Origin of the sequence: Kitasatospora sp. NPDC048239 (assembly GCF_043202015.1) — a bacterium.
In the GTDB taxonomy this organism is placed as follows: Bacteria; Actinomycetota; Actinomycetes; order Streptomycetales; family Streptomycetaceae; genus Kitasatospora.
The window spans coordinates 558844-584985 of sequence record NZ_JBICZP010000001.1; the positions used below are offsets into that span (position 1 = coordinate 558844).

At 73.6% G+C, this 26142-nt stretch carries 27 protein-coding genes; 20 read left to right on the forward strand and 7 right to left on the reverse strand.

Annotated features, from left to right (window positions below; all coding sequences use genetic code 11):
- Window positions 1–162: 162 nt before the first annotated feature.
- Window positions 163–3696: a DNA polymerase III subunit alpha gene (gene dnaE, locus ACGFZP_RS02445; RefSeq protein WP_392927740.1), complete on the forward strand. Its 3534-nt coding sequence runs from the start codon at window positions 163–165 to the stop codon at window positions 3694–3696.
- 31 nt (window positions 3697–3727) lie between these two features.
- Here the strand turns inward: dnaE and ACGFZP_RS02450 are convergent, their stop codons facing one another.
- Window positions 3728–4615, reverse strand: a complete 888-nt coding sequence (locus ACGFZP_RS02450; RefSeq protein ID WP_392927742.1) for a LysR substrate-binding domain-containing protein — start codon at window positions 4613–4615, stop codon at window positions 3728–3730.
- A 72-nt stretch (window positions 4616–4687) separates the two neighbouring features.
- Between ACGFZP_RS02450 and ACGFZP_RS02455 the strand changes: the two genes are divergently transcribed.
- The 6 genes from ACGFZP_RS02455 (at window position 4688) to ACGFZP_RS02480 (ending at window position 11194) form a co-directional block, all read left to right on the forward strand.
- Window positions 4688–5608 (forward strand): dihydrodipicolinate synthase family protein, encoded by a 921-nt coding sequence (locus ACGFZP_RS02455; RefSeq protein ID WP_392927744.1) that lies wholly within the window; start codon window positions 4688–4690, stop codon window positions 5606–5608.
- Window positions 5609–5711: 103 nt separating this feature from the next.
- Window positions 5712–6740 carry an aspartate-semialdehyde dehydrogenase gene (locus tag ACGFZP_RS02460; protein ID WP_392927746.1) on the forward strand — a complete coding sequence of 343 codons (1029 nt, stop codon included), beginning with the start codon at window positions 5712–5714 and terminating at the stop codon, window positions 6738–6740.
- 251 nt (window positions 6741–6991) lie between these two features.
- Window positions 6992–8212, forward strand: a complete 1221-nt coding sequence (locus ACGFZP_RS02465) for an NYN domain-containing protein (RefSeq protein ID WP_392927748.1) — start codon at window positions 6992–6994, stop codon at window positions 8210–8212.
- Window positions 8213–8422: 210 nt separating this feature from the next.
- On the forward strand, window positions 8423–9421 hold the full coding sequence (locus ACGFZP_RS02470) for an ABC transporter ATP-binding protein (RefSeq protein ID WP_392927750.1): 999 nt from the start codon (window positions 8423–8425) through the stop codon (window positions 9419–9421).
- A 76-nt stretch (window positions 9422–9497) separates the two neighbouring features.
- Window positions 9498–10310: an ABC transporter permease gene (locus ACGFZP_RS02475; RefSeq protein WP_392927751.1), complete on the forward strand. Its 813-nt coding sequence runs from the start codon at window positions 9498–9500 to the stop codon at window positions 10308–10310.
- Window positions 10311–10408: 98 nt separating this feature from the next.
- Window positions 10409–11194: a hypothetical protein gene (locus tag ACGFZP_RS02480; protein ID WP_392927753.1), complete on the forward strand. Its 786-nt coding sequence runs from the start codon at window positions 10409–10411 to the stop codon at window positions 11192–11194.
- A gap of 5 nt (window positions 11195–11199) precedes the next feature.
- Here ACGFZP_RS02480 and ybaK read toward each other — a convergent pair whose 3' ends face one another.
- The 3 genes from ybaK to ACGFZP_RS02495 form a co-directional block, all read right to left on the reverse strand.
- Window positions 11200–11694, reverse strand: a complete 495-nt coding sequence (gene ybaK, locus ACGFZP_RS02485) for a Cys-tRNA(Pro) deacylase (RefSeq protein ID WP_392927755.1) — start codon at window positions 11692–11694, stop codon at window positions 11200–11202.
- Between the two features lie 20 nt (window positions 11695–11714).
- The gene (locus tag ACGFZP_RS02490; protein ID WP_392928311.1) at window positions 11715–12386 is read right to left on the reverse strand and encodes an LON peptidase substrate-binding domain-containing protein; all 672 of its coding nucleotides are present in this window, start codon (window positions 12384–12386) and stop codon (window positions 11715–11717) included.
- 99 nt (window positions 12387–12485) lie between these two features.
- The gene (locus tag ACGFZP_RS02495) at window positions 12486–14066 is read right to left on the reverse strand and encodes an oxidoreductase (RefSeq protein ID WP_392927756.1); all 1581 of its coding nucleotides are present in this window, start codon (window positions 14064–14066) and stop codon (window positions 12486–12488) included.
- A gap of 91 nt (window positions 14067–14157) precedes the next feature.
- Here ACGFZP_RS02495 and hisD point away from each other — a divergent pair, with 91 nt between their 5' ends.
- From hisD to hisF, 8 genes are all read left to right on the forward strand, one after another.
- A complete protein-coding gene (hisD, locus tag ACGFZP_RS02500) occupies window positions 14158–15492 on the forward strand; it encodes a histidinol dehydrogenase (protein ID WP_392927758.1) in 1335 nt (444 codons plus the stop codon).
- A complete protein-coding gene (locus ACGFZP_RS02505) occupies window positions 15489–16586 on the forward strand; it encodes a histidinol-phosphate transaminase (RefSeq protein WP_392927760.1) in 1098 nt (365 codons plus the stop codon). Before hisD ends, ACGFZP_RS02505 begins: the two co-directional genes overlap by 4 nt.
- 6 nt (window positions 16587–16592) lie before the next feature.
- Window positions 16593–17186 carry an imidazoleglycerol-phosphate dehydratase HisB gene (gene hisB / locus ACGFZP_RS02510; protein WP_209411986.1) on the forward strand — a complete coding sequence of 198 codons (594 nt, stop codon included), beginning with the start codon at window positions 16593–16595 and terminating at the stop codon, window positions 17184–17186.
- The gene (locus tag ACGFZP_RS02515; RefSeq protein ID WP_392927762.1) at window positions 17183–17335 is read left to right on the forward strand and encodes a hypothetical protein; all 153 of its coding nucleotides are present in this window, start codon (window positions 17183–17185) and stop codon (window positions 17333–17335) included. The genes hisB and ACGFZP_RS02515 overlap by 4 nt, the downstream gene beginning before the upstream one ends.
- Window positions 17336–17419: 84 nt before the next feature.
- The gene (gene hisH / locus ACGFZP_RS02520) at window positions 17420–18055 is read left to right on the forward strand and encodes an imidazole glycerol phosphate synthase subunit HisH (protein WP_392927764.1); all 636 of its coding nucleotides are present in this window, start codon (window positions 17420–17422) and stop codon (window positions 18053–18055) included.
- Window positions 18056–18077: 22 nt separating this feature from the next.
- Window positions 18078–18803 carry a bifunctional 1-(5-phosphoribosyl)-5-((5-phosphoribosylamino)methylideneamino)imidazole-4-carboxamide isomerase/phosphoribosylanthranilate isomerase PriA gene (gene priA / locus ACGFZP_RS02525; protein ID WP_392927766.1) on the forward strand — a complete coding sequence of 242 codons (726 nt, stop codon included), beginning with the start codon at window positions 18078–18080 and terminating at the stop codon, window positions 18801–18803.
- Window positions 18800–19231 (forward strand): RidA family protein, encoded by a 432-nt coding sequence (locus ACGFZP_RS02530; RefSeq protein WP_392927768.1) that lies wholly within the window; start codon window positions 18800–18802, stop codon window positions 19229–19231. Before priA ends, ACGFZP_RS02530 begins: the two co-directional genes overlap by 4 nt.
- Window positions 19228–19998, forward strand: coding sequence for an imidazole glycerol phosphate synthase subunit HisF (gene hisF / locus ACGFZP_RS02535; protein ID WP_392927770.1), 771 nt, complete (start codon window positions 19228–19230; stop codon window positions 19996–19998). The genes ACGFZP_RS02530 and hisF overlap by 4 nt, the downstream gene beginning before the upstream one ends.
- Before the next feature lie 48 nt (window positions 19999–20046).
- Here hisF and ACGFZP_RS02540 read toward each other — a convergent pair whose 3' ends face one another.
- The 3 genes from ACGFZP_RS02540 to ACGFZP_RS02550 form a co-directional block, all read right to left on the reverse strand.
- A complete protein-coding gene (locus ACGFZP_RS02540; protein ID WP_392927772.1) occupies window positions 20047–20832 on the reverse strand; it encodes a VOC family protein in 786 nt (261 codons plus the stop codon).
- A gap of 128 nt (window positions 20833–20960) precedes the next feature.
- Complete coding sequence (locus tag ACGFZP_RS02545) at window positions 20961–21599, reverse strand: TIGR03085 family metal-binding protein (RefSeq protein WP_392927774.1); 639 nt, start codon at window positions 21597–21599, stop codon at window positions 20961–20963.
- Between the two features lie 46 nt (window positions 21600–21645).
- Entirely contained in the window at window positions 21646–22224 is a 579-nt protein-coding gene (locus ACGFZP_RS02550; protein ID WP_392927776.1) for a hypothetical protein, read from the reverse strand.
- Window positions 22225–22346: 122 nt separating this feature from the next.
- Here ACGFZP_RS02550 and ACGFZP_RS02555 point away from each other — a divergent pair, with 122 nt between their 5' ends.
- The 5 genes from ACGFZP_RS02555 (at window position 22347) to ACGFZP_RS02575 (ending at window position 26100) form a co-directional block, all read left to right on the forward strand.
- The gene (locus tag ACGFZP_RS02555) at window positions 22347–22817 is read left to right on the forward strand and encodes a hypothetical protein (protein ID WP_392927778.1); all 471 of its coding nucleotides are present in this window, start codon (window positions 22347–22349) and stop codon (window positions 22815–22817) included.
- Between the two features lie 79 nt (window positions 22818–22896).
- Window positions 22897–23268 carry a phosphoribosyl-AMP cyclohydrolase gene (gene hisI / locus ACGFZP_RS02560; RefSeq protein ID WP_392927781.1) on the forward strand — a complete coding sequence of 124 codons (372 nt, stop codon included), beginning with the start codon at window positions 22897–22899 and terminating at the stop codon, window positions 23266–23268.
- Window positions 23269–23306: 38 nt separating this feature from the next.
- On the forward strand, window positions 23307–24827 hold the full coding sequence (locus tag ACGFZP_RS02565; protein WP_392927783.1) for an anthranilate synthase component I: 1521 nt from the start codon (window positions 23307–23309) through the stop codon (window positions 24825–24827).
- Window positions 24828–24868: 41 nt separating this feature from the next.
- Complete coding sequence (locus ACGFZP_RS02570) at window positions 24869–25429, forward strand: Uma2 family endonuclease (RefSeq protein WP_392927785.1); 561 nt, start codon at window positions 24869–24871, stop codon at window positions 25427–25429.
- Between the two features lie 32 nt (window positions 25430–25461).
- Entirely contained in the window at window positions 25462–26100 is a 639-nt protein-coding gene (locus ACGFZP_RS02575; RefSeq protein ID WP_392927787.1) for a TIGR02234 family membrane protein, read from the forward strand.
- The last annotated feature ends 42 nt before the right edge of the window (window positions 26101–26142 follow it).

The window sequence follows — 26142 nt, forward strand, 5'->3', positions numbered from 1 at the left end:
GTGCGGGGGGACGGTCGTGACTGGAGGCTAGAGTAGGAGCGTGAACGTGTGAGAGCTGGTCCGGGCCCTGGCAGTGGCTCGGGCCTCATCTGTTTCCAGGCACCGTCGTGACCTGCGCGTTCGCCGGCCAACCAGACAGCACGAGCCTCCGGAGGCCCCGCCTTGAGCGACCAGCCGTACGCGCATCTGCACGTCCACACCGAGTACTCGATGCTGGACGGTGCCGCCCGGCTGAAGCAGTTGTTCAAGGAGGTCGAGCGGCTGGGCCAGACCCATGTCGCGATGACCGACCACGGCAACATGTACGGCGCGGCCGAGTTCCACAAGCAGGCCACCGCCGCCGGCATCACCCCGGTGATCGGCATCGAGGCGTACGTCGCGCCGGAGTCGCGCTCCAACACCAAGCGCATCCTCTGGGGCCAGCCGCACCAGAAGAAGGACGACGTCTCCGCGTCCGGCGCCTACACCCACAAGACCATCTGGGCCCGGGACAAGCAGGGCCTGCACAACCTCTTCAAGCTGACCTCGCGCTCGTACGCCGAGGGCTGGCTGGTGAAGTGGCCCCGGATGGACAAGGAGATCATCTCCGAGCACGCGGCCGGCCTGATGGCCACCACCGGCTGCCCGTCCGGAGAGGTGCAGACCCGGCTGCGGCTCGGCCAGTTCGACGAGGCCGTCCGGTCCGCCGCGGACTACCAGGACATCTTCGGCAAGGAGAACTACTTCCTTGAGCTGATGGACCACGGCCTGGACATCGAGAAGCGGGTCCGCGACGGGCTGCTGGAGATCAGCAGGAAGCTGAACATCCCGCCGGTGGTCACCAACGACTCGCACTACACCACCGAGAGCGACGCCGGGGCGCACGACCTGCTGCTCTGCGTGCAGACCGGCAAGAACCTCTCGGACCCGGACCGCTTCCGCTTCGACGGCACCGGCTACTACATCAAGTCGGCCGCCGAGATGTACGCGCTGGACTCCTCGGACGCCTGGCAGGAGGGCTGCCGCAACAGCCAGCTGCTGATCGCCCAGCGGGTCGACACCGCGGGCATGTTCGAGTTCAAGAACCTCATGCCGCGCTTCCCGATCCCCGAGGGCTACGAGTCCGAGTCGGACTTCTTCAAGGCCCAGGTGTGGAAGGGCATGGACTGGCGCTTCCCGGACGGGTACGACGAGGAGCACAAGAAGCTCGCCGAGTACGAGATGGACACCATCATCCAGATGGGGTTCCCGGCGTACTTCCTCGTGGTCGCCGACTTCATCATGTGGGCCAAGGAGCAGGGCATCGCGGTGGGCCCGGGCCGTGGCTCGGCGGCCGGCTCGCTGGTCGCGTACGCGATGGGCATCACCGACCTCGACCCCATCCCGCACGGCCTGATCTTCGAGCGCTTCCTCAACCCCGAGCGCATCTCCATGCCCGATGTCGACATCGACTTCGACGAGCGCCGGCGCGGTGACGTGATCCGGTACGTGACGGAGAAGTGGGGATCCGACAAGGTCGCCATGATCGTCACGTACGGCACCATCAAGGCGAAGGCCGCCATCAAGGACTCCTCGCGGGTCCTCGGCTACCCCTACGCGATGGGCGACCGGATCACCAAGGCGATGCCGCCGGACGTCATGGGCAAGGGCATCCCGCTCTCCGGGATCACCGACAACTCGCACCCGCGCTACGGCGAGGCCGGCGAGATCCGCGGGCTCTACGAGAACGACCCGGACGTCCGCAAGGTGATCGACACCGCCCGCGGCATCGAGGGCCTGATCCGCCAGCCCGGTGTGCACGCGGCCGGCGTCATCATGTCCGCCGAACCGCTGACCGACCACATCCCGGTCTGGACCCGGCACACCGACGGCGTCACCATCACGCAGTTCGACTACCCCACCTGTGAGGGCCTCGGCCTTCTCAAGATGGACTTCCTCGGCCTGCGCAACCTGACGATCATGGACGACGCCGTCAAGGCGATCGAGAAGAACAAGGGCGAGAAGATCGAGCTGCTCAAGCTGCCGCTCGACGACAAGCCCACCTACGAACTCCTCGCCCGCGGCGACACGCTCGGCGTCTTCCAGCTCGACGGCGGGCCGATGCGCTCGCTGCTGCGCCTGATGAAGCCCGACAACTTCGAGGACATCTCCGCCGTTCTCGCGCTGTACCGGCCGGGCCCGATGGGCGTCAACTCGCACACCAACTACGCCCTGCGCAAGAACGGCCAGCAGGAGATCACCCCGATCCACCCGGAGCTGGAGAAGCCCCTGGAGGAGATCCTCAAGCCGACCTACGGCCTGATCGTCTACCAGGAGCAGGTGCAGAAGGCCGCGCAGATCCTGGCCGGCTACTCGCTCGGCCAGGCCGACCTGCTGCGCCGCGCGATGGGCAAGAAGAAGAAGGAGATCCTGGAGGCGGAGTTCGTCCCCTTCCAGCGCGGCTGCCGCGAGCACGGCTACTCGGACGCGGCGATCCAGGCGGTGTGGGACGTCCTCGTCCCCTTCTCCGGCTACGCGTTCAACAAGGCGCACACCGCCGGGTACGGGCTGGTCTCGTACTGGACGGCCTACCTCAAGGCCAACTACCCGGCCGAGTACATGTCCGGCCTGCTGACGTCCGTCAAGGACGACAAGGACAAGTCCGCGGTGTACCTCAACGAGTGCCGCAAGATGGGCATCCAGGTGCTGCCGCCGGACGTCAACGAGTCGGACTCCGACTTCACCCCGCACGGTGACGAGCTGGTGCGGTTCGGCCTCACCGCCATCCGCAACGTCGGCGGTCCGGTGGTGGACTCGATGATCCGCACCCGGAAGGGCAAGGGGAAGTTCAGCTCCTTCCCCGACTTCCTGGACAAGGTGGAGTCGGTGGTCTGCAACAAGCGGACCGTCGAATCCCTGATCAAGGCCGGTGCGTTCGACTCGCTCGGGCACACCCGCAAGGGCCTGACCGCCCAGTTCGAGCCGATGATCGACAACGTCGTCGGGGTCAAGCGCAAGGAGGCCGAGGGGCAGTTCGACCTCTTCGGTGGCGACGCGGTCAGCGACGAGCCGAGCTTCGGCCTGGACGTGGTCTTCTCCGAGGAGGAGTGGGAGAAGTCCTTCCTGCTCACCCAGGAGCGGGAGATGCTCGGCCTGTACGTCTCCTCGCACCCGCTGCACGGCATCGAGCACGTGCTCGCCGACAAGGCGGACTGCGCGGTCGCCGACCTCGCCGAGCGGCCGGACGGCACCATCGTCACCATCGGCGGCATCATCTCGGGCCTCCAGCGGAAGATGACCAAGCAGGGCAACGCCTGGGCGATCGCCACCGTGGAGGACCTCGCGGGCTCCATCGACTGCATGTTCTTCCCCGCCAGCTACCAGCTGGTCTCCTCCCAACTCGTCGAGGACGCCGTGGTGTTCGTCCGCGGCAAGCTGGACAAGCGGGAGGACGTGCCGCGGCTGATGGGCATGGAGCTGTCCGTCCCGGACCTCTCCAACGCGCACGCCGAGGCGCCGATCATCATCAACATCCCCAGTGTGAAGATCACCCCGCCGCTGGTCGCCCGGCTCGGCGAGGTACTCAACAGCCACCGGGGCACCACCGAGGTCCGGCTGCGGCTGGAGGGCAACCGGCGCACCACCGTGCTGCGGCTGGACCGGCACCGGGTGAAGTCCGACCCGGCGCTGTTCGGGGACCTCAAGCAGCTGCTCGGGCCGAGCTGCCTGGCGGGCTGAGCCGGTCCCCGGGCCGCGGCGGCGGGGGCTGCTACGCCCCGCCGCCGAGGCCCGGCGGGACGGCCGAGTGCAGGGCCGAGACGAAGGCCGAGATCGCCGGGTGCGAGCCCGCGCCCGCGCGGAAGGCGGCGCGGGTGCGGCGGTACATCGGCAGCCGGGTGAGGACCACGCCGGGCGGCGCCCCCGCGATGCCCAGGTGCGGCACCAGCGCCACCCCCTGACCGGCCGCCACCAGCGCGAGCACCGTCGCGAAGTCGTCGATCTGGTGCCGGATCCGGGGTGCGAAGCCGGCGCTCTCGCAGGCCCGGACGGCCATCGCGTGGCAGAGCGTGCCCGGCGGTGACATGATCCACGGCGCCGTGCGCTGCTCGGCGACGGTGGCCGCCGCGCGGGCCGCCAGGTACATCGGCTCGGTGAACACCGGGCGGGTCACCGCCAGGCCCGGCTCCGGGTCGGCCGGCACCAGGTCGTACTCGTGCACCAGGGCCACGTCCAGCTCGCCCGCGCGCAGCGCCGCCGCGACGCCCGCCGGGTCCACCTCGGTGACCATCGGCTCCAGGCCCGGGTGCCAGCCCGCCAGTTCGGCCAGCACCGCCGGGATGACCGCGCGGGCCGCCGAGGGGTAGGTGCCGATCCGCAGCGGACCGGCCAGCCCCTGCCGGGCGTTGGCGAGTTCGGCGTCCGCCTGCTCCAGCCGCTCCAGCACCGCCTCGGCGTGCCGGACCAGGTTCGCCCCGGCGGGGGTCAGCGCCACCCGTCGGCCGGTGCGCTCCAGCAGGGGCAGGCCCGCCTCCTTCTCCAGGACGGACAGCTGCTGGGACACCGCCGAAGGGCTGAAGGAGAGGGCCTCGGCGACCGCGGCGATGGTCCCGAGATGGGCGAGTTCGCGCAGCAGGCGCAGGCGTCGTACGTCGAGCATCGGCTCAGCTTACGAGAAGCCTCGGAAATGTGAACTGGACCTGGGGGATCGGCGGGTCGCAGGATCACGCCTATGGAACTCGCAGTGGTGGAACCCGCAGCCGTGGAACTCGGGGGCGTCTACGTCCCCCTGGTCACCCCGTTCGCCGAGGACGGCTCGGTGGCCCTGGACGCGCTGGACAAGCTGGCCCGATCCGTCCTGGAGGAGGGGGCGGCCGGGCTGGTCGCACTCGGCACCACCGGGGAGCCCGCCGCGCTGAGCGCGGCCGAGAAGCGCGCGGTGGTCGGGGTCTGCGCGGCCGTCTGCGCCGAGCACGGCGCACAGCTGGTGGTCGGGGCGGGCGGCGCCGACACCCGGGGCGTGGCGCGGTCGCTGGCCGAGCTCGGCGAGCGGGCGCCGCAGGCCGCGGCGGCGCTGGTGACCGTCCCCGGCTTCCTGCGGCCCGGCGAGGACGGGACGCTCGCGCACTTCCGCGCGCTCGCCGAGGCCGGCCCGCTGCCGCTGATCGTGTACCACATCCCCTACCGCACCGGGCAGCCGCTGAGCGCCGCCGCGCTGCTCCGGCTGGCCGCCGTCCCGGGCGTGGCCGGCGTCAAGTACGCGACCGGCGGGCTGGACCAGGACGCCGTGGACCTGCTCGCCGCCGGACCGGCCGGATTCGCGGTGCTGGCCGGGGAGGACGCCTTCCTCTCGCCGATGCTGGCGCTCGGCGCCGCCGGGGGCATCCTGGCCTCCGCCCACCTGGCCACCGCCCGGTTCGTCGAGCTGGCCGCCGCCTGGGCGGCCGGGGACGTGCCGCGGGCCCGCGCGCTGGGGCGCCGGCTCACCGCCCTGGCGAACGCCGTCTTCGCCGCGCCCAACCCGGGCGTGGTCAAGGGCGTGCTGCACGCCCAGGGCCGGATCCCCACCCCGGACGTGCGGCTACCGCTGCTGCCGGCGGGCGCGGCTGAGGTCGCGGCCGCACTGGAGCTGGTTACTGGTCTGGACCACTAGGTCTCGCTCTCACACCGTGGAACAGCAGGTCGCCCCGCCCCCGTGACAAGGCATGATGGGCGGAGTGCGGCTGTGGACAGCACCATCAAGAGGAGTAGTCGGAATGAAGATCGGCATTGTCGGTGCCACCGGCCAGGTCGGCGGCGTCGTCCGCGAGATCCTGGCGGAGCGCAACCTCCCCGTGGAGCAGCTGCGGCTGTTCGCCTCGGCCCGCTCGGCCGGCCGCACGCTGCCCTGGCAGGGTACCGAGGTCACCGTCGAGGACGCGGCCACGGCCGACTACAGCGGTCTGGACATCGTGATCTTCTCGGCCGGCGGCTCCACCTCCAAGGCCCTCGCCCCCAAGGCCGCCGCCGCCGGTGCCGTCGTCATCGACAACTCCTCCGCCTGGCGCCGCGACCCGGACGTCCCGCTGGTCGTCTCCGAGGTCAACCCGCAGGCGATCGCCGACCGCCCCAAGGGCATCATCGCCAACCCGAACTGCACCACCATGGCCGCCATGCCGGTGCTGCGCCCGCTGCACGAGGAGGCCGGCCTCGTCGCGCTGGTCGTCTCCACCTACCAGGCCGTCTCCGGCAGCGGCGTGGCCGGTGTCGCCGAGCTCCAGGACCAGGCCGCCAAGGTGGTGGACGGCGCCTCCGCGCTCGCCCACGACGGCTCCGCGGTCGAGTTCCCCGAGCCCAAGGTCTACAAGCGCCCGATCGCCTTCAACGTGCTGCCGCTGGCCGGCTCGATCGTCGACGACGGCTCCAACGAGACCGACGAGGAGCAGAAGCTCCGCCACGAGAGCCGCAAGATCCTCGGCATCCCTGAGCTGAAGGTGGCCGGCACCTGCGTGCGCGTGCCGGTCTTCTCCGGCCACTCGCTGCAGATCAACGCCCGCTTCGAGCGCCCGATCAGCCCCGAGCGGGCGGCCGAGCTGCTCGGTGCCGCGCCCGGCGTCGAGCTCAGCGACATCCCCACCCCGCTCCAGGCCGCCGGCCGGGACCCGAGCTACGTCGGCCGGATCCGCGCCGACGAGACGGTGGAGCACGGGCTGTCGCTGTTCGTCTCCAACGACAACCTCCGCAAGGGCGCCGCGCTCAACGCCGTCCAGCTGGCCGAACTGGTCGCCGCCGAGCTCAGGGGCTGACCTCGCGACCTCCGGAGCGGGCCCCGTCCACGGACGGGGCCCGCTTCGTGTTTATCCCGGGCAGGCCGTTGCCGGACCGCGACAAACGCCGAGGTTCGGCAAGCGAACCAGGGGTAAAGGTGACCCAACGATCGGGCGGCTGCGGGTACCCCCTCGCCCCACCTGGGCCCGAGCGCCGGGCGGACCGCGCCCACCCGGTACCGCCGAACCGGTGGCGCCTGGCCCCGAGGGCGAGCGAAAAGAGGTGCGCGATGGACCGCTGTGTCGTCCTGGTGGACGCCGGATACCTACTGGGCGCCGCCGCCAGCCTGCTCGCCGGGGACCCGTCCCGCTCCCGGGTGACGGTCGACCACACCGCGCTGATCACCGCCCTGCGCGAGCGCGCCGAGGCCGAGACCGGCCTGCCGCTGCTGCGCATCTACTGGTTCGACGCCGCCCCCGACCGCCGGCCGATGCCCGAGCACCGCCGGCTGCGGGTACTGCCCCGGGTCACCGTCCGGCTCGGCGCGCTCACCCGGGCCGAGGGCCGCTGGGTGCAGAAGGGCGTGGACGCCGCCATGCACGCCGAGCTGTCCGAGCTCGCCCGCAACCGGGCCTGCGCCGACGTCGTCCTGATCACCGGCGACGGGGACCTGCTGCCCGGCATGATGTCCGCCAAGGAGCACGGCGTCGTCGTCCACCTCTGGGCGCTGCAGGCCGCCGACGGCGACTTCAACCAGTCCGAGGACCTGGTCGGCGAGGCCGACGAGCGCCGGGTGCTGGACCGCGAGTGGATCGAGGGCTCCTTCAGCCTGCGCGAGGCCGCCACCGTCTTCCCGGCCCCCGGCCCGCGCCACGAGATCGCCAAGATCCTCGCCGCCCCGCCCGCCGCCGCGGTGGCCGCCGCCGGCCGGACCGCCAACGGCGCCCCCGCACCCGCCGCCGTCGCGGCCGTCGCCGGGCCGGTCGGACGCCCGCAGCCCGCCGCCGCACTCAAGGTCGTCCCCACCCCGAAGGACCTCGCCGGGCGCGTCGTCGCCCCGCACCCCGTCACCGCCGCCAACGGCGGCGGCCCCGTCCTGCGCTGGTCCTCCGACCGGGGCTGGGTCGACCGGCCCGTCCCCGAGCCCGCCGTCACCGCGGGCGACACCCTGCCCACCCTCGCCCAGCTCACCACCGCCGAACAGCGGTGGGCCGACCGCGAGGAGGACATCACCACCATCGGCGGCGACGCCCACGAGGTCGGCCAGGTCTTCGCCCGCCGGTGGACCGAACGGCTCGGCGACGTCGAACGGCTCACCGTGCTCTGGCCCGACTACCCGCGCATCCCGCACCGGGTCGACGGGGAGCTGCTCCGCTACGCCGCCCGGTTCGGGCTGCTCGCGCACAAGGACGACCAGATCGACGAGCACGACCGGTACGCGATCCGGGCCGGCTTCTGGAAGGAGCTCGCCGCCAGGGTGCCCGGCGGCGACCTGGTCGTCGACGACTGATCCCGGTTGACTGGATTCGGGGGATCAGGCCCCCTTGTCCGGTTCGGGGGCTCCACCGCGTAGAGTCTTCGCTCGTGAGCGAGGGCAACGGGCGAACCGTCGAAAGGGGCGCGCACCGCGAAGCGACCGCCGAGCGGAGCGGGGCGGCGGGCGCATGAGCGAGGGCAGCGGGCGAACCGTCCCGCGGTGCGCCTTCCGCGAGGCGACCGCATGAGCGAGGGCACCGGGCGGGCACCCCGGGAGGCCCCGCCGTGCTGTTCCGTGCGCGACCTGGTCAGGACCTACCGCTCCGGGCGCGGCGCCTCCGCCACCGGGATCCGGGCCAACGACGGCGTCACCCTGACCGTCCGCCGGGGTGAGATCTTCGGGCTGCTCGGCCCCAACGGCGCCGGCAAGTCCACCCTCGTCCGCCAGCTCACCGGACTGCTGCGCCCCGACTCCGGCGCGATCGACATCCTCGGCCACGACGTGGTCCGCCACCCCGACCGGGCCGCCCGGCTGCTCGGCTACCTCGGCCAGGAGTCCACCGCGCTGGACGAGCTGACCGTCGCGCTCGCCGCCGAGACCACCGGCCGGCTGCGCGGTCTGAGCCGTACCGCTGCCCGCGCCGAGGCCGGCGAGGTGCTCACCGAGCTCGGCCTCGAACCGCTCGCCGACCGGCCGCTCGCCAAGCTCTCCGGCGGACAGCGCCGGCTCGCCTGCTTCGCCGCCGTCCTGGTGGGGGAGCGGCCGCTGCTCGTCCTGGACGAGCCGACCACCGGCATGGACCCGATTGCCCGCCGGGCCGTCTGGAGCGCCGTCGAACGGCGCCGGGCCGAGCGGCGGACGACCGTGCTGCTGGTCACCCACAACGTGATCGAGGCGGAGACCGTGCTGGACCGGGTCGCCGTGATGGACGAGGGCCGGGTGATCGCCTGCGACACGCCGGGCGGCCTCAAGGCCCTGGTGGACGGCGACGTCCGGCTGGACCTGGTCTGGCGGACCGAGGCGCCGATGGACGTGCCGGCCGTGGCGGCGCTCGCCGGGCGGGCCGAGCGCACCGGCCGCCGCTGGACCGTGCGGACCAGCCCCGAGCAGGCCCGCGAACTGGTCGCCGCCGTCACCACCGGGCCGGCCTTCGCCGCCCTGGACGACTTCACCCTGGCCACCCCGAGCCTTGAGGACGCCTACCTCAAGCTGGGCGGCCGCCACGGAGGACTGGCGAAGTGACGCTGCAAGCACGGAGCGGCCCCGGCGGCCGGAGCGGGCCGAGGTGCCCGCGGAGCCTGCGAGGGGGTGCCCGGCGATGACCCTGCTCTCGGCGCCCCCGCAGGCCACGGCCGCGGCGGACGAGGGGCCCGCCCCGCTGGCGCCCGCCGCGCGGCTGCTGCCCGCGCTGGCCGCCGTCTACCGGGCGCAGCTGGCGCGGGCCAAGGTGGCGCGCATCCCGCTGCTGTTCGTGGCCACCTTCCAGTCGCTGGGCATCCTGGTGATGATGCGGGGCGTCGTCGACCCGGGGGAGACCTCGGCGGCGCGCTCGGTGGTGGCCGGCTCCAGCGTGCTGGTGGTGGCCTTCGTGGCGCTGAACCTGCTCGCCCAGTACTTCGGCCGGCTGCGGGCCACCGGCGGGCTCGACCACTACGCGACGCTGCCGGTGCCGGCCGCCTCGGTGGTGCTCGGCGCGGCCGCCGCGTACGCGTCCTTCACGCTGCCCGGGGCGCTGGTGACGGCCGCCGTCGGGGCCTGGATGTTCGGGCTGTCGATGGCGCAGCTGTGGATGCTGCTCGCGGTGGTGCCGCTGGCCGGTGCGGCGCTCTCCGGGCTCGGCGCGGCCTGCGGGCTGCTCGCGCCCCGGCAGGAGATCGCCACCATGCTCGGGCAGCTCGGGATGTCGGCGGCGCTGCTGCTGGGGGTGCTCCCGGTGGACAACCTGCCGCAGCCGGTGCTCTGGCTGCGGGACCTGCTGCCGTCCACGTACGGGGTGGAGGCCTTCGCCCGTACGTTCACGCCCGATCCGGACTGGACCCGGGTGATGGGCGACCTGGCGGTCTGCGCGGGGGTCGGCGTGGTCTCGCTGGCCGTCGCCACCTGGGCGTACCGGCGGGCGACCACCCGCTAGGCCGTGTCCGGGCCCGGCACCTCGCCCGGCCGACCGCCCGGGCGGCCGGTGTGCGGGTGGCGCGGTCGTCCGGGTGGCGATCGTGAAACGATGGCCCTGTGACCGTACCGAACACACCTCCGGATCCCGCGCGTGCCGCGGCGGGCACCGATGCGGACGCCGTCGTCGAGCGCCGCCCGGACGCCGCCCCGAACCCGTACGGGCCGCCGCCCGCCCTGGATCTGGCGCCGCTCGGCCGGCCGACCGGGCGGGAGCGGCTGCAGCGGCTGCTGCCCGAGCTGCGGCTGGGCGTGCTCATCACCCTGGTCTGCGTCCTGCTGGGCCTGGTCGTGGCGGCGCTGTGGGTGTGGCTGGCGCCGAAGGTGCCGCTTGTGGTCGACGGCAACCGGATCCTCTACGGCGACCCCGAGGGCGAGCAGCGGGCCGGCGCCGACTCCGTGTTCGCGCTGATCGGGCTGGGCGCGGGCATCGTGACCGCGCTGGGCGCCTTCCTGCTGTCCCGGCGGCGCGGCGGCGGCATCGCCGTCGCGGTCGGGCTGGCGCTCGGCGGCCTGCTCGGGTCGGTGGCCGCGTGGCGGCTGGGCATCTGGATGGGGCCGGGCGACGACCTGATCGCGCAGGCCTCGAAGGCCGGCAACGGCGGACACTTCGACGCGGCCCTGGAGCTGGGCGCGCACGGGGCGCTGCTGGTCTGGCCGATGGTCGCGATGGTGGCGCTGCTGGCCTTCTCGGCCGCGTTCGGCAAGCGCGAGGAGGACCCGCCGCCGTACTGGGCCGGGCCCTACGCGGCCCCGGCGCCCGGCCAGGACGGGCAGCCGCTCCAGGCCGCTCCGCCCCAGGCCGCTCCGCCCCAGGACCACCGGCCGGACAGGCCCACGGCCTAAGCGGCCTAGCGGCCGATCGGGGCGGTCCGGGCGGCGGTGAGGGCGATCAGGTCGGCGGGGGAGAGTTCGACCTCCAGGCCGCGCCGGCCCGCCGAGACGTACACCGTGGGGTGGGCGAGCGCGCTGTCGTCCACCACGGTGCGCAGGGCGCGGCGCTGGCCGAGCGGGGAGATCCCGCCGAGCACGTAGCCGCTGCTGCGCTCCGCGGCCGCCGGGTCGGCCATCGCCGCCCGCTTGCCGCCGACGGCCGCCGCGAGGGCCTTGAGGTCCAGCTGCCCGGCCACCGGGACGACGCCGACCGTCAGGACGCCGTCGACCTCGGCGACCAGGGTCTTGAACACCCGGTCGGCCGGGATGCCGAGGGCCTGCGCGGCCTCCCCGCCGTAGGAGGCGGCGGCCGGGTCGTGCTCGTACGCGTGGACGGTGAAGGCCACGGTGGCGTTCTCCAGGGCGACGGTGGCGGGGGTGCCCTGGCCGCCCTTCTTGGGTTTCCTGGCCATGGAGGTCCTCGGTAGGGGGCTCAGTTGGGGCTGAAGGCCTGGCGGGTGAGGTCGACGGCGGGCAGCGACGGCAGCCAGGACAGCACGGCCGTCTCGCGGCGCAGCAGCTCCAGCTCGGCGGTCAGCCGCTGGGCGGTGTCGGGGCAGGCCAGCAGCCGCTGCTTGACCGGGGTGTCGAACACCGAGGCGGCCGCGACCAGGTAGGAGAGCACCTGCGGGTCGTCGGGCAGGTCCTGGCGGCCGACGGTGCTGGCCTCGCGGGCCCCGGCGAGCCGCTTCTGGTACGCCCGGAAGGCCCGCTCCACGCCGGCGGCCAGCGCCCCGGCGCCCTCGCCGGGCACCTCCTCGATCGGCTCGATCTCACCCGTCAGGTACGGTCCGCCGGTGTCCGCCGAGCGCAGCCGGAACCGGGTGGTACCGGTGACCAGCAGCTCGTAGCGGCCGTCCGGCTGCTCCTGCACCGAGGCGATGTCGGCCACGCAGCCGATGTGGTGCATAGCCTCCAGCGGATCCCCGGTGACGGTGCCGAGGCCGTCGAGCGGTCCGGCCGGGCCCTCGCCCGGGCGGACCGGGGCGACCTCGCGGCCGTCCCGGATGGCGAGGACGCCGAAGCGGCGCGGCCGGTCCTCCGGGCCGGCCAGCAGGTCGGCGACCAGACGGCGGTAGCGCTCCTCGAAGACGTTCAGGGGCATCACCAGCCCCGGGTAGAGCACGGTGTTCAGCGGGAAGAGCGGCAGCCGTTCTGTCACGGCGGACAGCGTAGTTCCCCGGACCGGGCGAATGCCGCCGGGTTATCCGCGCTGGAGCATCCGGGAGGCGCCGGCGGCGACCGTGGTGGCCAGGATCCAGCCGACCACCACCAGTCCGGAGGCGACCCACTGGGCGGCGCCGCCGGGGTTCCAGCCCTGCTGGCCGAGGTCGACGACCGGCAGCAGCTGGCCGAGCGCGTACAGCACCGGGTTCCAGTGCGGCCGCTCGTCGGCCTTGAGCGGCTGCAGCTCGTGGGTCGCGAAGTAGACGCTGCCGAGCGCCCAGGCGAGCAGCAGCCACAGGGCGGCCCGGCCGGGGCGGTAGCCGTAGCCGACGGTGACGTCCTGGATCCGGCCCCAGAGCCGGGCCGGCAGCGGCAGGCTCTGCCGGCGGCGGCGCTGCTTGGCGTAGAGCACCTCGCGGGCGTCGTCGTCGGCGCCGTCGCGGCGCAGCGCGGAGGCCAGCTGCTCGTACGACTCGGGCTGGAACTCCACCGAGGAGTCCTCCAGCCAGGCGATCCGCTGCTGGATGGTGAACGGGACGGCCGGGCGCAGGCACTCGTAGGTGAAGCCGGTGAGGCCGAGGAACCTGCCGTGCGGCCAGGAGCCGGGGGCGTCGACCAGGTTGCCGACCCGGGCGCGGGAGAGCGAGACGGCGCCGCCGGCCGGGAGCCGGCAGGTGAACCGCAGCTCGGGGGTCTGGATGCGGCGCAGGGCGAGCTCGTCGCCCGGGCGGAGGTGGAACTCGGCGTCGGAGAGCAGACAGGCGGCCTCGAACCGGCCGTCGGAGAGCCGGACCTGTCCGTGGGCGCGGAACGGGGTGGTCGGCGCGCCGGGCGGCGGGGTCTGCCCGTAGCCGGAGCCGTAGTAGGTCTGCGAACTGTGCCAGCCGCCGTCCACCGACCCGCTGAGGTAGGCGGTGTGGCCGACGGTTATCCGGACCGCGTTGAGGACGGTCGGGTTCTCCGGGACGGCGTGCAGCTGGGCGCCGCGCAGCGAGAGCCGGCCGCCGATCCGGGCGGTCCGCAGGCTCACCTCGCCGCGGGACTCCATCCGGTCGGCCTCGAAGTCCTGGCTGACGGCCATGCCGTCGGCGGACAGCGCCCGGCCGAAGCGGTCGCCGCCGAGGACGGCCTGGTTGAGCAGCAGGTCGGTGCCGATCCGGGCGTCGGTCAGCCGCAGCCCCTGCGGGATCCGGCAGCGGGCCAGGTGCAGGTCGCCGGAGGTGGCCAGGCGGGAGGCCTCCAGCCGGGGTATCCGGCAGTTGACGAAGCGCAGCGTGCCGGCCTCCGCCTCGGAGATCAGGATCTTCTGCTCGAAGCGGCAGTCGTGCACCTCGACGTAGTGGTCGATGGCGCCGCCGGCCAGGTTCAGCGATCCGGTGACCAGCACCCCGCTCAGCCGCAGCGAGGCGACCCGGCCCGGGGCGGCCGTCGGCCCGCCCAGCAGCAGGTGTGCCAGCACCTCGGCGCGGACGGTGCGCCCGGGGCCCCAGACGGCGTCGCCGAATGGGTCGTCCTGTTCGGCGTCACGCGTGCGCCGGTCGTACACCTCGCCCTGCCGGAACGCCTCCCAGAGACCCTGCTCCACCTGCGTCCAGCCGTCCGGCGCGCGATCCGCCATCGTTCCCCCGTCTCCCCCGGTCGTCTCGCCTTTCGTATCACGGACTGAAATGCGGGGCCGCCGGTTCCGGCCACTCCTTACACTGGGTGGCGTGATCTCTCGAATCGACCTCCGCGGCTCGCTCGACGACCCGCGTGACCTGCTGCCCCGTGCCGAGTTCGACGTCGCGGCCGCCCTGGAGACGGTGCGGCCGATCGCCGAGGACGTGCACCATCGCGGGGTCGCGGCGCTGATCGAGATCACCGAGCGGTTCGACGGTGTGCGGCTGGAGTCCACCCGGGTGCCCGCCGAGCAGATCGCCGAGGCCCTGGAGACGCTGGACCCGAAGGTCCGCGCCGCGCTGGAGGAGTCGATCCGCCGCGCCCGGCTGGTCCACGCGGACCAGCGCCGCAGCGGGCACACCACCCAGGTCGTGCCGGGCGGCACGGTCACCCAGCGCTGGGTCCCGGTGGACCGGGTCGGCCTCTACGTGCCCGGCGGCCTCGCCGTGTACCCGTCCTCCGTGGTGATGAACGTGGTGCCCGCGCAGGAGGCCGGGGTGGCCGGCATCGCGGTGACCTCGCCGCCGCAGAAGGCCTTCGGAGGCCGGGTGCACCCGACGATCCTGGCGGCCTGCGCGCTGCTCGGCGTCACCGAGGTGTACGCGGTCGGCGGCGCCCAGGCGGTCGCCATGTTCGCGCTCGGCACCGAGGAGTGCGAGCCGGTGAACATGGTCACCGGCCCGGGCAACATCTACGTGGCCGCGGCCAAGCGCTACTTCGCGGGCCGGATCGGCATCGACTCCGAGGCCGGTCCGACCGAGATCGCCGTCCTCGCCGACGACAGCGCCGACCCGGCCGAGGTCGCCGCCGACCTGATCAGCCAGGCCGAGCACGGCCCGACCTCGGGCTCGGTGCTGGTCACCGACTCGCCCGCGCTGGCCGAGGCGGTGGAGGCCGAGCTGAAGATCCAGACCGCCCGGACCAAGCACGGCGAGCGGGTGGCCGAGGCGCTGGGCGGCCGGCAGTCCGGCATCATCCTGGTCGACGACCTGGAGCAGGGCCTGGCCGTGGTGAACGCCTACGCCGCCGAGCACCTGGAGATCCAGACCCGGGACGCCCACGCGGTCTCCGCCAAGGTCCGCAACGCCGGCGCGATCTTCATCGGCCGCTACACCCCGGTCTCGCTGGGCGACTACGCGGCCGGCTCCAACCACGTGCTGCCGACCGGCGGCTGCGCCTGCCACTCGGCCGGGCTGTCCGTGCAGACCTTCCTGCGCGGGGTCCAGGTCGTCGAGTACGACCGCGAGGCACTGGCCGGCATCGCCGCGCACGTCGTCAACCTCGCGGACGCCGAGGACCTGCCGGGCCACGGCGATGCCATCAAGGCGCGTTTCGTCGGAGACGAAAAGAACTGGCAGAGCGACTGGAGTGTGCCCGGCGCATGAACCTGAACGACCTCCCCATCCGCGACGAGCTGCGCGGGCAGTCCCCCTACGGTGCGCCGCAGCTGGACGTCCCCGTCCAGCTCAACACCAACGAGAACCCGTACCAGCTGCCCGAGGAGCTGGTCGCCCGGATCGCCGAGCGGGTCGCCGAGGCCGCCCGCAACCTCAACCGCTACCCCGACCGGGACGCGGTCGAGCTGCGCGAGGGCCTGGCCGGGTACCTGACCCGGACCACCGGCTTCGCCCGCAGCCGCGAGCAGGTCTGGGCCGCCAACGGCTCCAACGAGGTGCTCCAGCAGCTGCTGCAGACCTTCGGCGGCCCCGGCCGGGTCGCGCTCGGCTTCGAGCCCTCGTACTCGATGCACGCCCTGATCTCGCGGGGCACCGGCACCGAGTGGATCTCCGGGCCGCGCAACGAGGACTTCACCATCGACCTCGACGCCGCCGTCGGGGCGATCGCCGAGCACCGGCCGAACGTGGTCTTCGTCTGCTCGCCGAACAACCCGACCGGCACCGCCGTCGCCGCCGACACCGTGCTGGCGCTGTACGAGGCCGCGCAGGCCGCCCGGCCCAGCCTGGTGGTCGTCGACGAGGCGTACGTCGAGTTCTCGCACCGCGCCTCGCTGCTGCCGCTGCTGGAGGGCCGCCCCAACCTGGTGGTCACCCGCACCATGTCGAAGGCCTTCGGCGCGGCCGGGCTGCGCCTGGGCTACCTGGCCGCCGACGCGGCCGTGGTGGACGCGGTGCAGCTGGTCCGGCTGCCGTACCACCTGTCGGCCGTCACCCAGGCCACCGCGCTGGCCTGCCTGGAGCACACCGACACCCTGCTCGGCTACGTCGGCCGGCTCAAGACCGAGCGCGACCGCCTGGTCGACGCGCTGCGCGGCCTCGGGCTGCAGGTGACCGACTCGGACGCCAACTTCGTCCAGTTCGGCCGCTTCGACGACACCCGCGCGGTCTGGCAGGCCATCCTCGACCGCGGCGTCCTGGTCCGCGACAACGGTGTCCCCGGGTGGCTGCGCGTCACCGCCGGCACCCCCGCCGAGAACGACGCCTTCCTGGACGCCGTCCGACTTGTGATCAAGGAGCTGTAACCCCGTATGTCCCGTATCGGACGCATCGAGCGCACCACCAAGGAGACCTCGGTCCTGGTCGAGATCGACCTCGACGGCACCGGCCGGACCGACATCTCCACGGGCGTCGGGTTCTACGACCACATGCTCGACCAGCTCGGCCGCCACGGCCTCTTCGACCTCACCGTGAAGACCGACGGCGACCTGCACATCGACACCCACCACACCATCGAGGACACCGCCCTCGCGCTGGGCGCCGCCTTCAAGCAGGCGCTCGGCGACAAGGTGGGCATCTACCGCTTCGGCAACTGCACGGTGCCGCTGGACGAGTCGCTCGCCCAGGTCACCGTCGACCTCTCCGGCCGCCCCTACCTGGTGCACACCGAGCCGGAGAACATGGCGCCGATGATCGGCGCCTACGACACCACCATGACCCGGCACATCCTGGAGTCCTTCGTGGCCCAGGCCCAGATCGCCCTGCACGTCCACGTGCCGTACGGGCGCAACGCGCACCACATCGTGGAGTGCCAGTTCAAGGCGCTGGCCCGGGCCCTTCGCTACGCCGCCGAGCGCGACCCGCGCGCGGCCGGCATCCTCCCGTCTACCAAGGGTGCGCTGTGAGCAAGTCCGCGATCGTCCTCCTCTTCGTCGGACTCTTCCTGGCCGGCGGGGTGATCTCGTTCTGGAAGCAGAAGCTCCCGAAGGGCGTCATCGCCGTGCTCGCCATCGGCTCGGTGCTCTGCCTGGCCTCCGGAGCCATGCGCCTCTAGGCCCGTCCGGCACCGGGCCGTGTCGGACACGGCCCGGTGCGACGAGAGCCGCTAGGACCCGCTGAGAGACTTGGACACCTGAACATGGGCAAGAACGTCGTCGTACTCGACTACGGGTCGGGCAACCTCCGCTCGGCCCAGCGCGCCGTGGAGCGCACCGGGGCGAACGTCACCGTCACCTCCGACTTCCAGACCGCGCTGGACGCGGACGGCCTGCTCGTCCCCGGCGTCGGCGCCTTCGAGGCCTGCATGCGCGGGCTGAGGGCCGTCCGCGGCGAGCAGATCATCGGCCGCCGGCTGGCCGGCGGCCGACCGGTGCTGGGCATCTGCGTCGGCATGCAGATCCTCTTCGAGAAGGGGGTCGAGCACGGCGTGGAGACGGCCGGCTGCGACGAGTGGCCCGGCACCGTCGAGCCGCTGGAGGCCCCGGTCGTCCCGCACATGGGGTGGAACACCGTCGACGCCCCCGAGGGCAGCCGGCTCTTCGCCGGGCTCGACGCCGACACCCGCTTCTACTTCGTGCACTCCTACGGCGTGCGCCGCTGGGAGCTGGAGGTCCACAGCGCCCGGATGCACGCCCCGCTCGTCACCTGGGCCACGCACGGGCAGCCGTTCGTCGCCGCCGTCGAGAACGGCCCGCTCTGGGCCACCCAGTTCCACCCCGAGAAGTCCGGCGACGCCGGCGCCGCCCTGCTGACCAACTGGGTCAACACCCTCTGACCGTCTGAGAGTTGTCACAACGATGAGTCGCCTCGAACTGCTCCCCGCCGTCGACGTCCGCGACGGCCAGGCCGTCCGCCTGGTCAAGGGCGCCTCCGGCACCGAGACCTCCTTCGGCGAGCCGCTCGCCGCCGCCCTCGCCTGGCAGAACGCCGGCGCCGAGTGGCTCCACCTGGTCGACCTGGACGCCGCCTTCGGCACCGGCACCAACCGCGACCTGCTGCGCGAGGTCACCGGCGCGCTCGACATCAAGGTCGAGCTGTCCGGCGGCATCCGCGACGACGAGTCGCTGGCCGCCGCCCTGGCCACCGGCTGCACCCGGGTCAACCTCGGCACCGCCGCCCTGGAGAGCCCCGAGTGGGTCGCCAAGGTCATCGCCGAGCACGGCGACCAGATCGCCGTCGGCCTGGACGTGGTCGGCACCACCCTGCGCGGCCGCGGCTGGACCCGCGACGGCGGCCAGCTCTTCGACGTGCTGGCCCGCCTGGACGCCGAGGGCTGCGCCCGCTACGTCGTCACCGACGTCAACCGGGACGGCACCCTGACCGGCCCCAACCTCCAGCTGCTGCGCGACGTCTGCGCCGCCACCGACAAGCCGGTGGTCGCCTCCGGCGGCGTCTCCTCGCTCGACGACCTGCGGGCCATCGCAACCCTGGTCGGCGAGGGTGTCGAGGGGGCCATCGTGGGCAAGGCACTCTACGAGCAGAAGTTCACCCTCGAAGAGGCCCTGGAGGCGGTTTCAGGATGACGGAACGTCAGATCGTACGCGGTCGGGTCGGCGGATTCTCCCCCTGGGAGGACCAGTTCGGCTACGCGCGGGCGGTGGCGGCCGGGGACCACGTCCACGTGGCCGGCTCCACCGCCTGGGTCGACGGAAGGATCGAGCACGAGGGCGACCCGTACGGGCAGACCCTCGCCGCCTTCGGCGTCGGCCTCACGGCCCTGGCCGCGTACGGACTGACGGCGGACGACGTGGTCCGCACCCGGATGTACATCACCCACGCCCGCGACGCCGACGAGGTGGGCCGCGCGCACCGCACCCTCTTCGCCGACACCCGCCCGGCGGCCACCATGGTGGTCGTCGACGGCCTGATCGACTCCCGGATGATGGTCGAGGTCGAACTCGACGCCTACCGTGCCGGGCTCGCAAGCACTCTGGAAGGCCAACAGCCGTGACCCTCGCCGTACGTGTCATCCCCTGTCTGGACGTCGACGCCGGCCGGGTGGTCAAGGGTGTCAACTTCCAGAACCTGCGCGACGCCGGCGATCCGGTCGGGATGGCCAAGCTCTACGACGCCGAGGGCGCCGACGAGCTGACCTTCCTCGACATCACCGCCTCCTCGGGGGACCGCGAGACCACCTACGACGTGGTCCGCCGCACCGCCGAGCAGGTGTTCATCCCGCTGACCGTCGGCGGCGGGATCCGCGCCGTCGAGGACGTCGACAAGCTGCTGCGGGCCGGCGCCGACAAGGTCGGCGTCAACACCGCGGCGATCGCCCGCCCCGAGCTGATCCGGGAGATCGCGCAGCGCTTCGGCCGCCAGGTGCTGGTGCTCTCGGTGGACGCCCGGCGCTGCCCCCCGGGCACCGAGACCGCCTCGGGCTTCGAGGTCACCACGCACGGCGGACGGCAGGGCACCGGCCTGGACGCCGTCGAGTGGGCGGGCCGCGCGGCGGAGCTGGGCGCGGGCGAGATCCTGCTCAACTCGATGGACGCGGACGGCACCAAGGACGGCTACGACCTGGAGCTGATCGGGGCCGTCCGCAAGACCGTCTCCGTCCCGGTGATCGCCTCCGGCGGCGCCGGCCGGCTCGCCGACTTCGCCCCCGCGGTGGAGGCCGGCGCGGACGCCGTGCTGGCGGCCAGCGTCTTCCACTTCGGCGACCTGCGGATCGGCGAGGTCAAGAACGCGCTGCGCGAGGCCGGGCACCCGGTGCGCTGAGCTGCGCCCGGTGCTGTCCGCGCCCGCGGACAGCACCGGGGCCGGGCCTCAGGACCCCTGCCGCGGCTCGCCCTTGATCAGGGCGAACGGCGCGCCGGACGGGTCCGCCAGCCAGGCGATCCGGCCGACCTCGGGGACGTCCTCGGCGGCCATCAGCACCGCGCCGCCGGCCTCCTGCGCCCGGCGGACCAGCTCGTCGACCTGCTCGGTGGCGAAGTACGGCGTCCAGGAGGGCGGCTGGCCCTCCGACATGATCGGGGCGATGCCGCCGAAGCTGGTGGCCTGCTGGTCGCCCTCGGCGGTGGAGACCACCAGATACGTCATACCGGGGGCCGGGAACTTCTCCGAGCGCCAGTCGAACACCGTCCGGTAGAAGCCGAATCCCGCCTCCTGGTCGGTGGTGTGCAGCTCGGACCAGACCAGGGCGTTGTCGCTGGACACCACGTCCAGCCCGGTGGTCGAGCCGGCCTGCCAGATCGCGAACTGCGCGCCCTGCGGGTCGGTGAGCTGGGCCATCCGCCCGGCGTCCATCACGTCGAAGGGCGCGACCCGGACGGTGCCGCCGGCCTGCTCGACGGCCTTGGCCGTGGCGTCCGCGTCCGGCGTCTTGAAGTACGTCGTCCAGGTGGACCGGGCGCCCTCCTCGGTGAGCGGCCCGACGGCGCCCACCGTCTTGCCGTCCAGCTGGAGGAAGCCGTAGCCGCCGGCCTCCGGGCCGAGCTGCTGGAACGTCCAGCCGAACACCGCCCCGTAGAAGGCGGCGGCCGCGGCCGGATCCGGGCTGCCGAGGTCGATCCAGCAGGGCGAGCCGGTGGGAAAGTCGGTGGTGAGCATGAGGTGGTGCTCCTAACGACGGAAAAGAGCGGCCGGGCGGCTTGTCGAGGGCGCTCGGGCACCCCTCCCCGACCATCTGCGAGTCTGCACCCCGCCACTGACATCCGCAGCCGGGACCGGTCCAGGTCCTAGGGCAGCGGCAGCACGTGGCGCAGCGCGGTGACCGCGTCCGGCGGGCCGTCCACGGCCAGCTCGGTGCGGGCCCCCCGGCCGTAGACGAAGAGCACCAGCTCGCCCGGCTCGCCGGTGATCCGGACGACCGGGGCCCCGGCGGGGCCGACGGTCACGCCCTGGCCGTCCGGACGGCGCAGCTCCAGCCGTACGGGGGAACGGCGGCCCGCCTCCAGCCTGGCCAGCATCGGCAGCCGCCGCCAGAGCGCCGCGGCCCGGCCGGGCGGCACCGGCTGCGGCTGCCAGGACCCGCCGGCCCGGCGGACGTCCTCGGCGTGCACGAAGTACTCCACCGTGTTCGCCGCCTCGTCGGCGCCGGGCAGCGCGAACAGCGAGAGGACCGGCGGGCCGGCCCGGAACAACCGCAGCAGCTCCTCGTACGGGCGCTCGGCGTAGCCGCTCTGCACCCGGCGGGTCCAGTCGGCCAGCGGGCCGATCCGGATGCCGGCCGCCGCGTCCGGCCGGTGCTCCCGGATCACCAGGTGGGCGGCGAGGTCCCGGGTGGACCACCCGGTGCAGAGGGTGGGGGCGTCCGGCCCGGCGGCGGCCAGGAGTTCGGCCAGTCGGTGGCGCTCGGCGAGGGCATGGTTCGACATGCGGCCCAGCCTAGGGTGAGGAAGCACCCGGGGGGCTGACGGGGGCTCAGCGCAGGTGGCCGGTGAGCCTGGTGCCGCCCTGGCGGTTGCTCGCCGTCATCGTGCAGCTGAAGTCCCGCCAGCCCTGCTGGTAGACCGTCATCGCCGGGCCGAAGGGGAAGCCGTAGTAGGGGCCGCCGCCGCCCTGGCGGGCCTCGGCGGCGGCCAGCGGCTCCTTGCAGGCGTCCCGCATGGCCTTGGTGATCTGGCTCTCGGCGGTCAGGCCGTCCGGCAGCAGCAGGGCCGCGATCGACTCGCCGTCGTGCTCGCCCTCGCAGGGCCGGGCCTCCGGCCTGGTGATCCCCTTGCTGAGCTGCGGGTGGTCGAAGCAGGCGCCGAGCGGGAGGAACGGGTACGGAACCACCCTGGTCGGGGTCGGCGTCGGCGTGGGGCTCGGCGTCGGCGTCGGACTCGGGGTGGTCGCGGTGGGGGAGGGCTGCGGCGGAGGCAGCGCGACCGGCCGGTCCTCCGGCCAGAGCAGCACGGTGGCGACCACGGCCAGCAGCACGGCGAGGACCGCCGCGACGGCGATGACCAGCCCGCGGGAGGGACGGGAGGCGGCTTCGGGCGGCTGCTCGGTGCTCATGGGCACGAGGATGGCCCAACCGGGGCCGTCTCGGCAGGCGGTTGGCACAACTCGTACGAGCGGACCTGTCGCACTGGTCGGATAGGCTCCCCGTGGCACGACACGATCCCAGGAGTATGCGGATGCGCGTCGGAATCACCGGTCACCGGGGCCTGTCGGGTGGCATCACCGAGATGCTGGTCCGCGGGGAGCTCTGGCGGCTGGTCACCACCTTCGGCCCGTACGAGCTGGTCGGCGTCAGCTGCATCGACGAGGGCCCGGAGAGCTGGTTCGCCCGGTCCGTGCTGGAGCACGGCGGCAAGCTGGAGGTGCTCGTCCCCGCCGGGGCGTCCGTCGTCGGCCGCGCCGACGACCACCACCGGGGGGCGAGGCTGCGGCTGATGAACGAGGCCAACGCCGTCCACCGGCTCGCCGCCGTCGAGCACGGCGGCCTCGGCGACGACACCGGGCGCGCCCTGGTCGGCATGGTCGACGAGGTGATCGCGGTCTGGGACGGCACCCCGGACGGCGAGCCCGCCCGGGTCGCCGGGCTCGCCCAGCAGGCCGGGCTCTACGTCCACCGGATCTGGCCGGCGGGCTGCGAGCGCCCGTAGGGCCCGTCCCGCCGGTCCGGCCGATCGGACCGGCCTCGGACGCGCCCGGCGGGCCGGACCGGACTGACACAATGGGGCCATGTCCACCACACCCGCCGCCCCCGGCAGCACCGCCCTGGCCCCCGAGATCGCCGCCCGCCTCAAGCGCACCGAGGAGGGCCTGCTCCCGGCCGTCGCACAGCAGTACGACACCGGCGAGGTGCTGATGCTCGGCTGGATGGACGACGAGGCCCTGCACCGCACCCTGACCACCGGCCGCTGCACCTACTGGAGCCGCAGCCGGCGCGAGTACTGGGTCAAGGGCGACACCTCGGGCCACGTCCAGCAGGTCAAGTCCGTCGCCCTGGACTGCGACGGCGACACCCTGCTGGTCCGGGTCGACCAGACCGGCGCCGCCTGCCACACCGGCGACCGCACCTGCTTCGACGCCGACGTGCTCCCGCTCGCCTGACCCCCACACCCCGCCACGACCAGAAGGTGCCGCTCTTCATGGACCTCGAAGCCTTCCGCAAGCTCGCCGTCGACACCCGGGTCATCCCGGTCACCCGCAGGCTCCTCGCGGACGGCCTCACCCCGATCGGCCTCTACCGCAGCCTCGCGGGCGAGCGCCCCGGCACCTTCCTGCTGGAGTCCGCCGAACAGGGCCGCAGCTGGTCCCGGTACTCCTTCGTGGGCGTGCGCAGCGCCGCCACCCTCACCGCGGACCAGGACGGCAACGCCCGCTGGCTCGGCGCCCCGCCGGTCGGCATCCCCACCTCCGGCGACCCGCTGCAGGTGCTGCGCGCCGCCCTGGACGCCCTGCACACCCCGCGCCGCGCCGACGACGGCCTGCCGCCGCTCACCGGGGGCCTGGTCGGCTACCTCGGCTACGACGTCGTCCGCCGGCTGGAGAAGCTGCCCGACCTCAACCCGGACGACCTGCGGCTGCCCGAGCTGACCATGCTGCTCGCCACCGACCTCGCCGTGCTCGACCACGTGGACGGCACGGTGCTGCTGATCGCCAACGCCGTCAACCACAACGACCTGGCCAGCGGCGCCGACGAGGCCTACGCGGACGCGGTGGCCCGGCTGGACGCGATGGAGGCCGACCTGCTGAAGCCGGTCGACCCGGGCCTGGCGACCTTCACCCCGGCCGGCGCCGGCGACGTCCACTCGCCGTTCGGCGGGGCGCCCTACCGGGCCGCCGTCGAGGAGATCAAGGAGCGGATCCGGGCCGGCGAGGCCTTCCAGGTGGTGCCCTCGCAGCGCTTCGAGGCGCCCTGCCCGGCCTCCGCACTGGACGTCTACCGGGTGCTGCGCACCACCAACCCCAGCCCGTACATGTACCTGTTCCGGTTCCCCGGCCCGGACGGCGGCGCGGCGGGCGGCTTCGACGTGGTCGGCTCCAGCCCGGAGGCGCTGGTCAAGGTCACCGACGGCGAGGCGATGCTGCACCCGATCGCCGGCACCCGGCACCGCGGCGCCACCCCGCAGGAGGACGCCGGGCTCGCCGCCGAGCTGCTGGCCGACCCCAAGGAGCGGGCCGAGCACCTGATGCTGGTCGACCTCGGCCGCAACGACCTCGGCCGGGTCTGCGAGCCCGGCAGCGTGGAGGTGGTCGACTTCATGCACATCGAGCGGTACAGCCACGTCATGCACATCGTCTCCACCGTCACCGGCCGGGTCGCCCCCGGGCGGACGGCCTTCGACGTGCTCACCGCCTGCTTCCCGGCCGGCACCCTCTCCGGCGCGCCGAAGCCGCGCGCGATGCGCATCATCGAGGAGTTGGAGCCCACCCGCCGGGGCCTGTACGGCGGCTGCGTCGGCTACCTGGACTTCGCCGGGGACTCCGACACCGCGATCGCCATCCGCACCGCGGTGCTGCGGGACGGCACCGCCTACGTCCAGGCCGGCGCGGGCGTGGTCGCCGACTCCGACCCGCACGGCGAGGACACCGAGTGCCGCAACAAGGCCGCCGCCGTCCTGCGGGCCGTGGCCACCGCGAACACGCTGCGCACGCCGCTATCGTGAGGACGACGGGCGCGTTGAACCGCTGAGGGAAGGCGGCCGGGATGACGTCGGCGAGCACGGAGAGCGCCTGGGACGCGCTCGAAGGTGTCAACCCTCCGCGCGGCTACCGGGTGGAGATCACGGACGGGAAGATCATCATGACGCCCCACGGGGAGAGCCGGTGGGAGGTCGTCCTCAGCGCGGCGCCGCAGATCAGGGCGCAGCTCGCGGGACACGGCCGGGTGCTGTCGGACGTCATGATCGACTTCCCCTCGCCGCGCTTCGGCTACGCCCCCGACCTGGCGGTCGTCGCCCCGGGGGCGGAGCGCAACGCCCGTCACCGGTTCGAGTGGCACGACCTCGAAGCGGTGATCGAGGTGGCCTCGCCCTCGGGCCGGGACGAGGACCACCTCGGGAAGGTCCGGACGTACGCCCAGTGCGGGATCCCGCTCTACGTCGTGGTGGACCCGGCCGAGGCGGTCTGCACGGTGCACAGCGCCCCGCAGCGCACCGGGAACTACCGGGAGGCGGAGCGGGTGCCCTTCGGCAACGACCTGTTCCTGCCGCTGGCGGACCGGACCCTGGTGCTGTCCACCGACGGGTTCCCGGCGGACCCGAGGTAGGGGCGGCGCGCAGGGTCGTGGATAGTGGACGGGTGAGCGTTCCTACCCAGCCCCGTGCCGAAGCCGCCCCCGCAGCTACCGCCCCCGCCCCCGCCGCGGTCGGGCGGCGGATGCTCGGCGTGATGCTGCTGCTGACCGCGCTCGGCGCCGTCCTGGTGCTGACCGCCGTCGGCCGGGTCTGGGCCGAGGGCCGGGTCGCCGGATCGGCCGCCGGGACGCTGGAGGTGTCCGCCACCGGCAGCCGGATCTCCGAACTGCCCGGCGGGCTGGCCCTGGTGGCGCTGGCGGCGGCGGTCGCGGTGTTCGCGGTGCGCGGCGCCGGACGGATCGCGGTCGGTGTGCTCACGCTGCTGTCCGGCCTCGGGGTGGCCGCCACGGCGGCGGCCGGGGCGGGCGACAGCACGGCACTGCACGCCGAGGCGGCCCGCAAGCTGGCGCTGTCCGGCGCCCGGGCCACCGGGATCAGCCACACCGCCTGGCCCTGGCTGGCGCTGCTCGGCGGGCTGCTGCTGGCGCTGGCCGGGCTGCTGACCGTCCGGTACGGCCGGGGCTGGCCGACCATGGGCAGCCGCTACGACGCGCCGACCCGCAAGGCGCCCGCAAAGGCCGCCGAGAGCCCGGCCGACCTGTGGAAGGCGCTGGACCGGGGCGAGGACCCGACCGCGGGCTGAGCGCCGCGGGCGGGCCTGCACGGGTGTGACCCGATAGACGAG

Coding starts and splice junctions, on each gene's coding strand:
- ACGFZP_RS02565 (WP_392927783.1), top strand. CDS start 23,307: ATGGACCTCGAAGCCTTCCGCAAGCTCGCCGTCGACACCCGGGTCATC.
- ACGFZP_RS02530 (WP_392927768.1), top strand. CDS start 18,800: ATGACGGAACGTCAGATCGTACGCGGTCGGGTCGGCGGATTCTCCCCC.
- ACGFZP_RS02450 (WP_392927742.1), bottom strand. CDS start 4,615: ATGCTCGACGTACGACGCCTGCGCCTGCTGCGCGAACTCGCCCATCTC.
- ACGFZP_RS02550 (WP_392927776.1), bottom strand. CDS start 22,224: ATGAGCACCGAGCAGCCGCCCGAAGCCGCCTCCCGTCCCTCCCGCGGG.
- ACGFZP_RS02465 (WP_392927748.1), top strand. CDS start 6,992: ATGGACCGCTGTGTCGTCCTGGTGGACGCCGGATACCTACTGGGCGCC.
- ACGFZP_RS02470 (WP_392927750.1), top strand. CDS start 8,423: ATGAGCGAGGGCACCGGGCGGGCACCCCGGGAGGCCCCGCCGTGCTGT.
- ACGFZP_RS02555 (WP_392927778.1), top strand. CDS start 22,347: ATGCGCGTCGGAATCACCGGTCACCGGGGCCTGTCGGGTGGCATCACC.
- priA (WP_392927766.1), top strand. CDS start 18,078: ATGAGTCGCCTCGAACTGCTCCCCGCCGTCGACGTCCGCGACGGCCAG.
- ACGFZP_RS02545 (WP_392927774.1), bottom strand. CDS start 21,599: ATGTCGAACCATGCCCTCGCCGAGCGCCACCGACTGGCCGAACTCCTG.
- ACGFZP_RS02490 (WP_392928311.1), bottom strand. CDS start 12,386: ATGCCCCTGAACGTCTTCGAGGAGCGCTACCGCCGTCTGGTCGCCGAC.
- ACGFZP_RS02570 (WP_392927785.1), top strand. CDS start 24,869: ATGACGTCGGCGAGCACGGAGAGCGCCTGGGACGCGCTCGAAGGTGTC.
- ACGFZP_RS02540 (WP_392927772.1), bottom strand. CDS start 20,832: ATGCTCACCACCGACTTTCCCACCGGCTCGCCCTGCTGGATCGACCTC.
- hisI (WP_392927781.1), top strand. CDS start 22,897: ATGTCCACCACACCCGCCGCCCCCGGCAGCACCGCCCTGGCCCCCGAG.
- ACGFZP_RS02455 (WP_392927744.1), top strand. CDS start 4,688: ATGGAACTCGCAGTGGTGGAACCCGCAGCCGTGGAACTCGGGGGCGTC.
- hisB (WP_209411986.1), top strand. CDS start 16,593: ATGTCCCGTATCGGACGCATCGAGCGCACCACCAAGGAGACCTCGGTC.
- ACGFZP_RS02505 (WP_392927760.1), top strand. CDS start 15,489: ATGAACCTGAACGACCTCCCCATCCGCGACGAGCTGCGCGGGCAGTCC.
- ACGFZP_RS02475 (WP_392927751.1), top strand. CDS start 9,498: ATGACCCTGCTCTCGGCGCCCCCGCAGGCCACGGCCGCGGCGGACGAG.
- ybaK (WP_392927755.1), bottom strand. CDS start 11,694: ATGGCCAGGAAACCCAAGAAGGGCGGCCAGGGCACCCCCGCCACCGTC.
- ACGFZP_RS02460 (WP_392927746.1), top strand. CDS start 5,712: ATGAAGATCGGCATTGTCGGTGCCACCGGCCAGGTCGGCGGCGTCGTC.
- hisH (WP_392927764.1), top strand. CDS start 17,420: ATGGGCAAGAACGTCGTCGTACTCGACTACGGGTCGGGCAACCTCCGC.
- ACGFZP_RS02495 (WP_392927756.1), bottom strand. CDS start 14,066: ATGGCGGATCGCGCGCCGGACGGCTGGACGCAGGTGGAGCAGGGTCTC.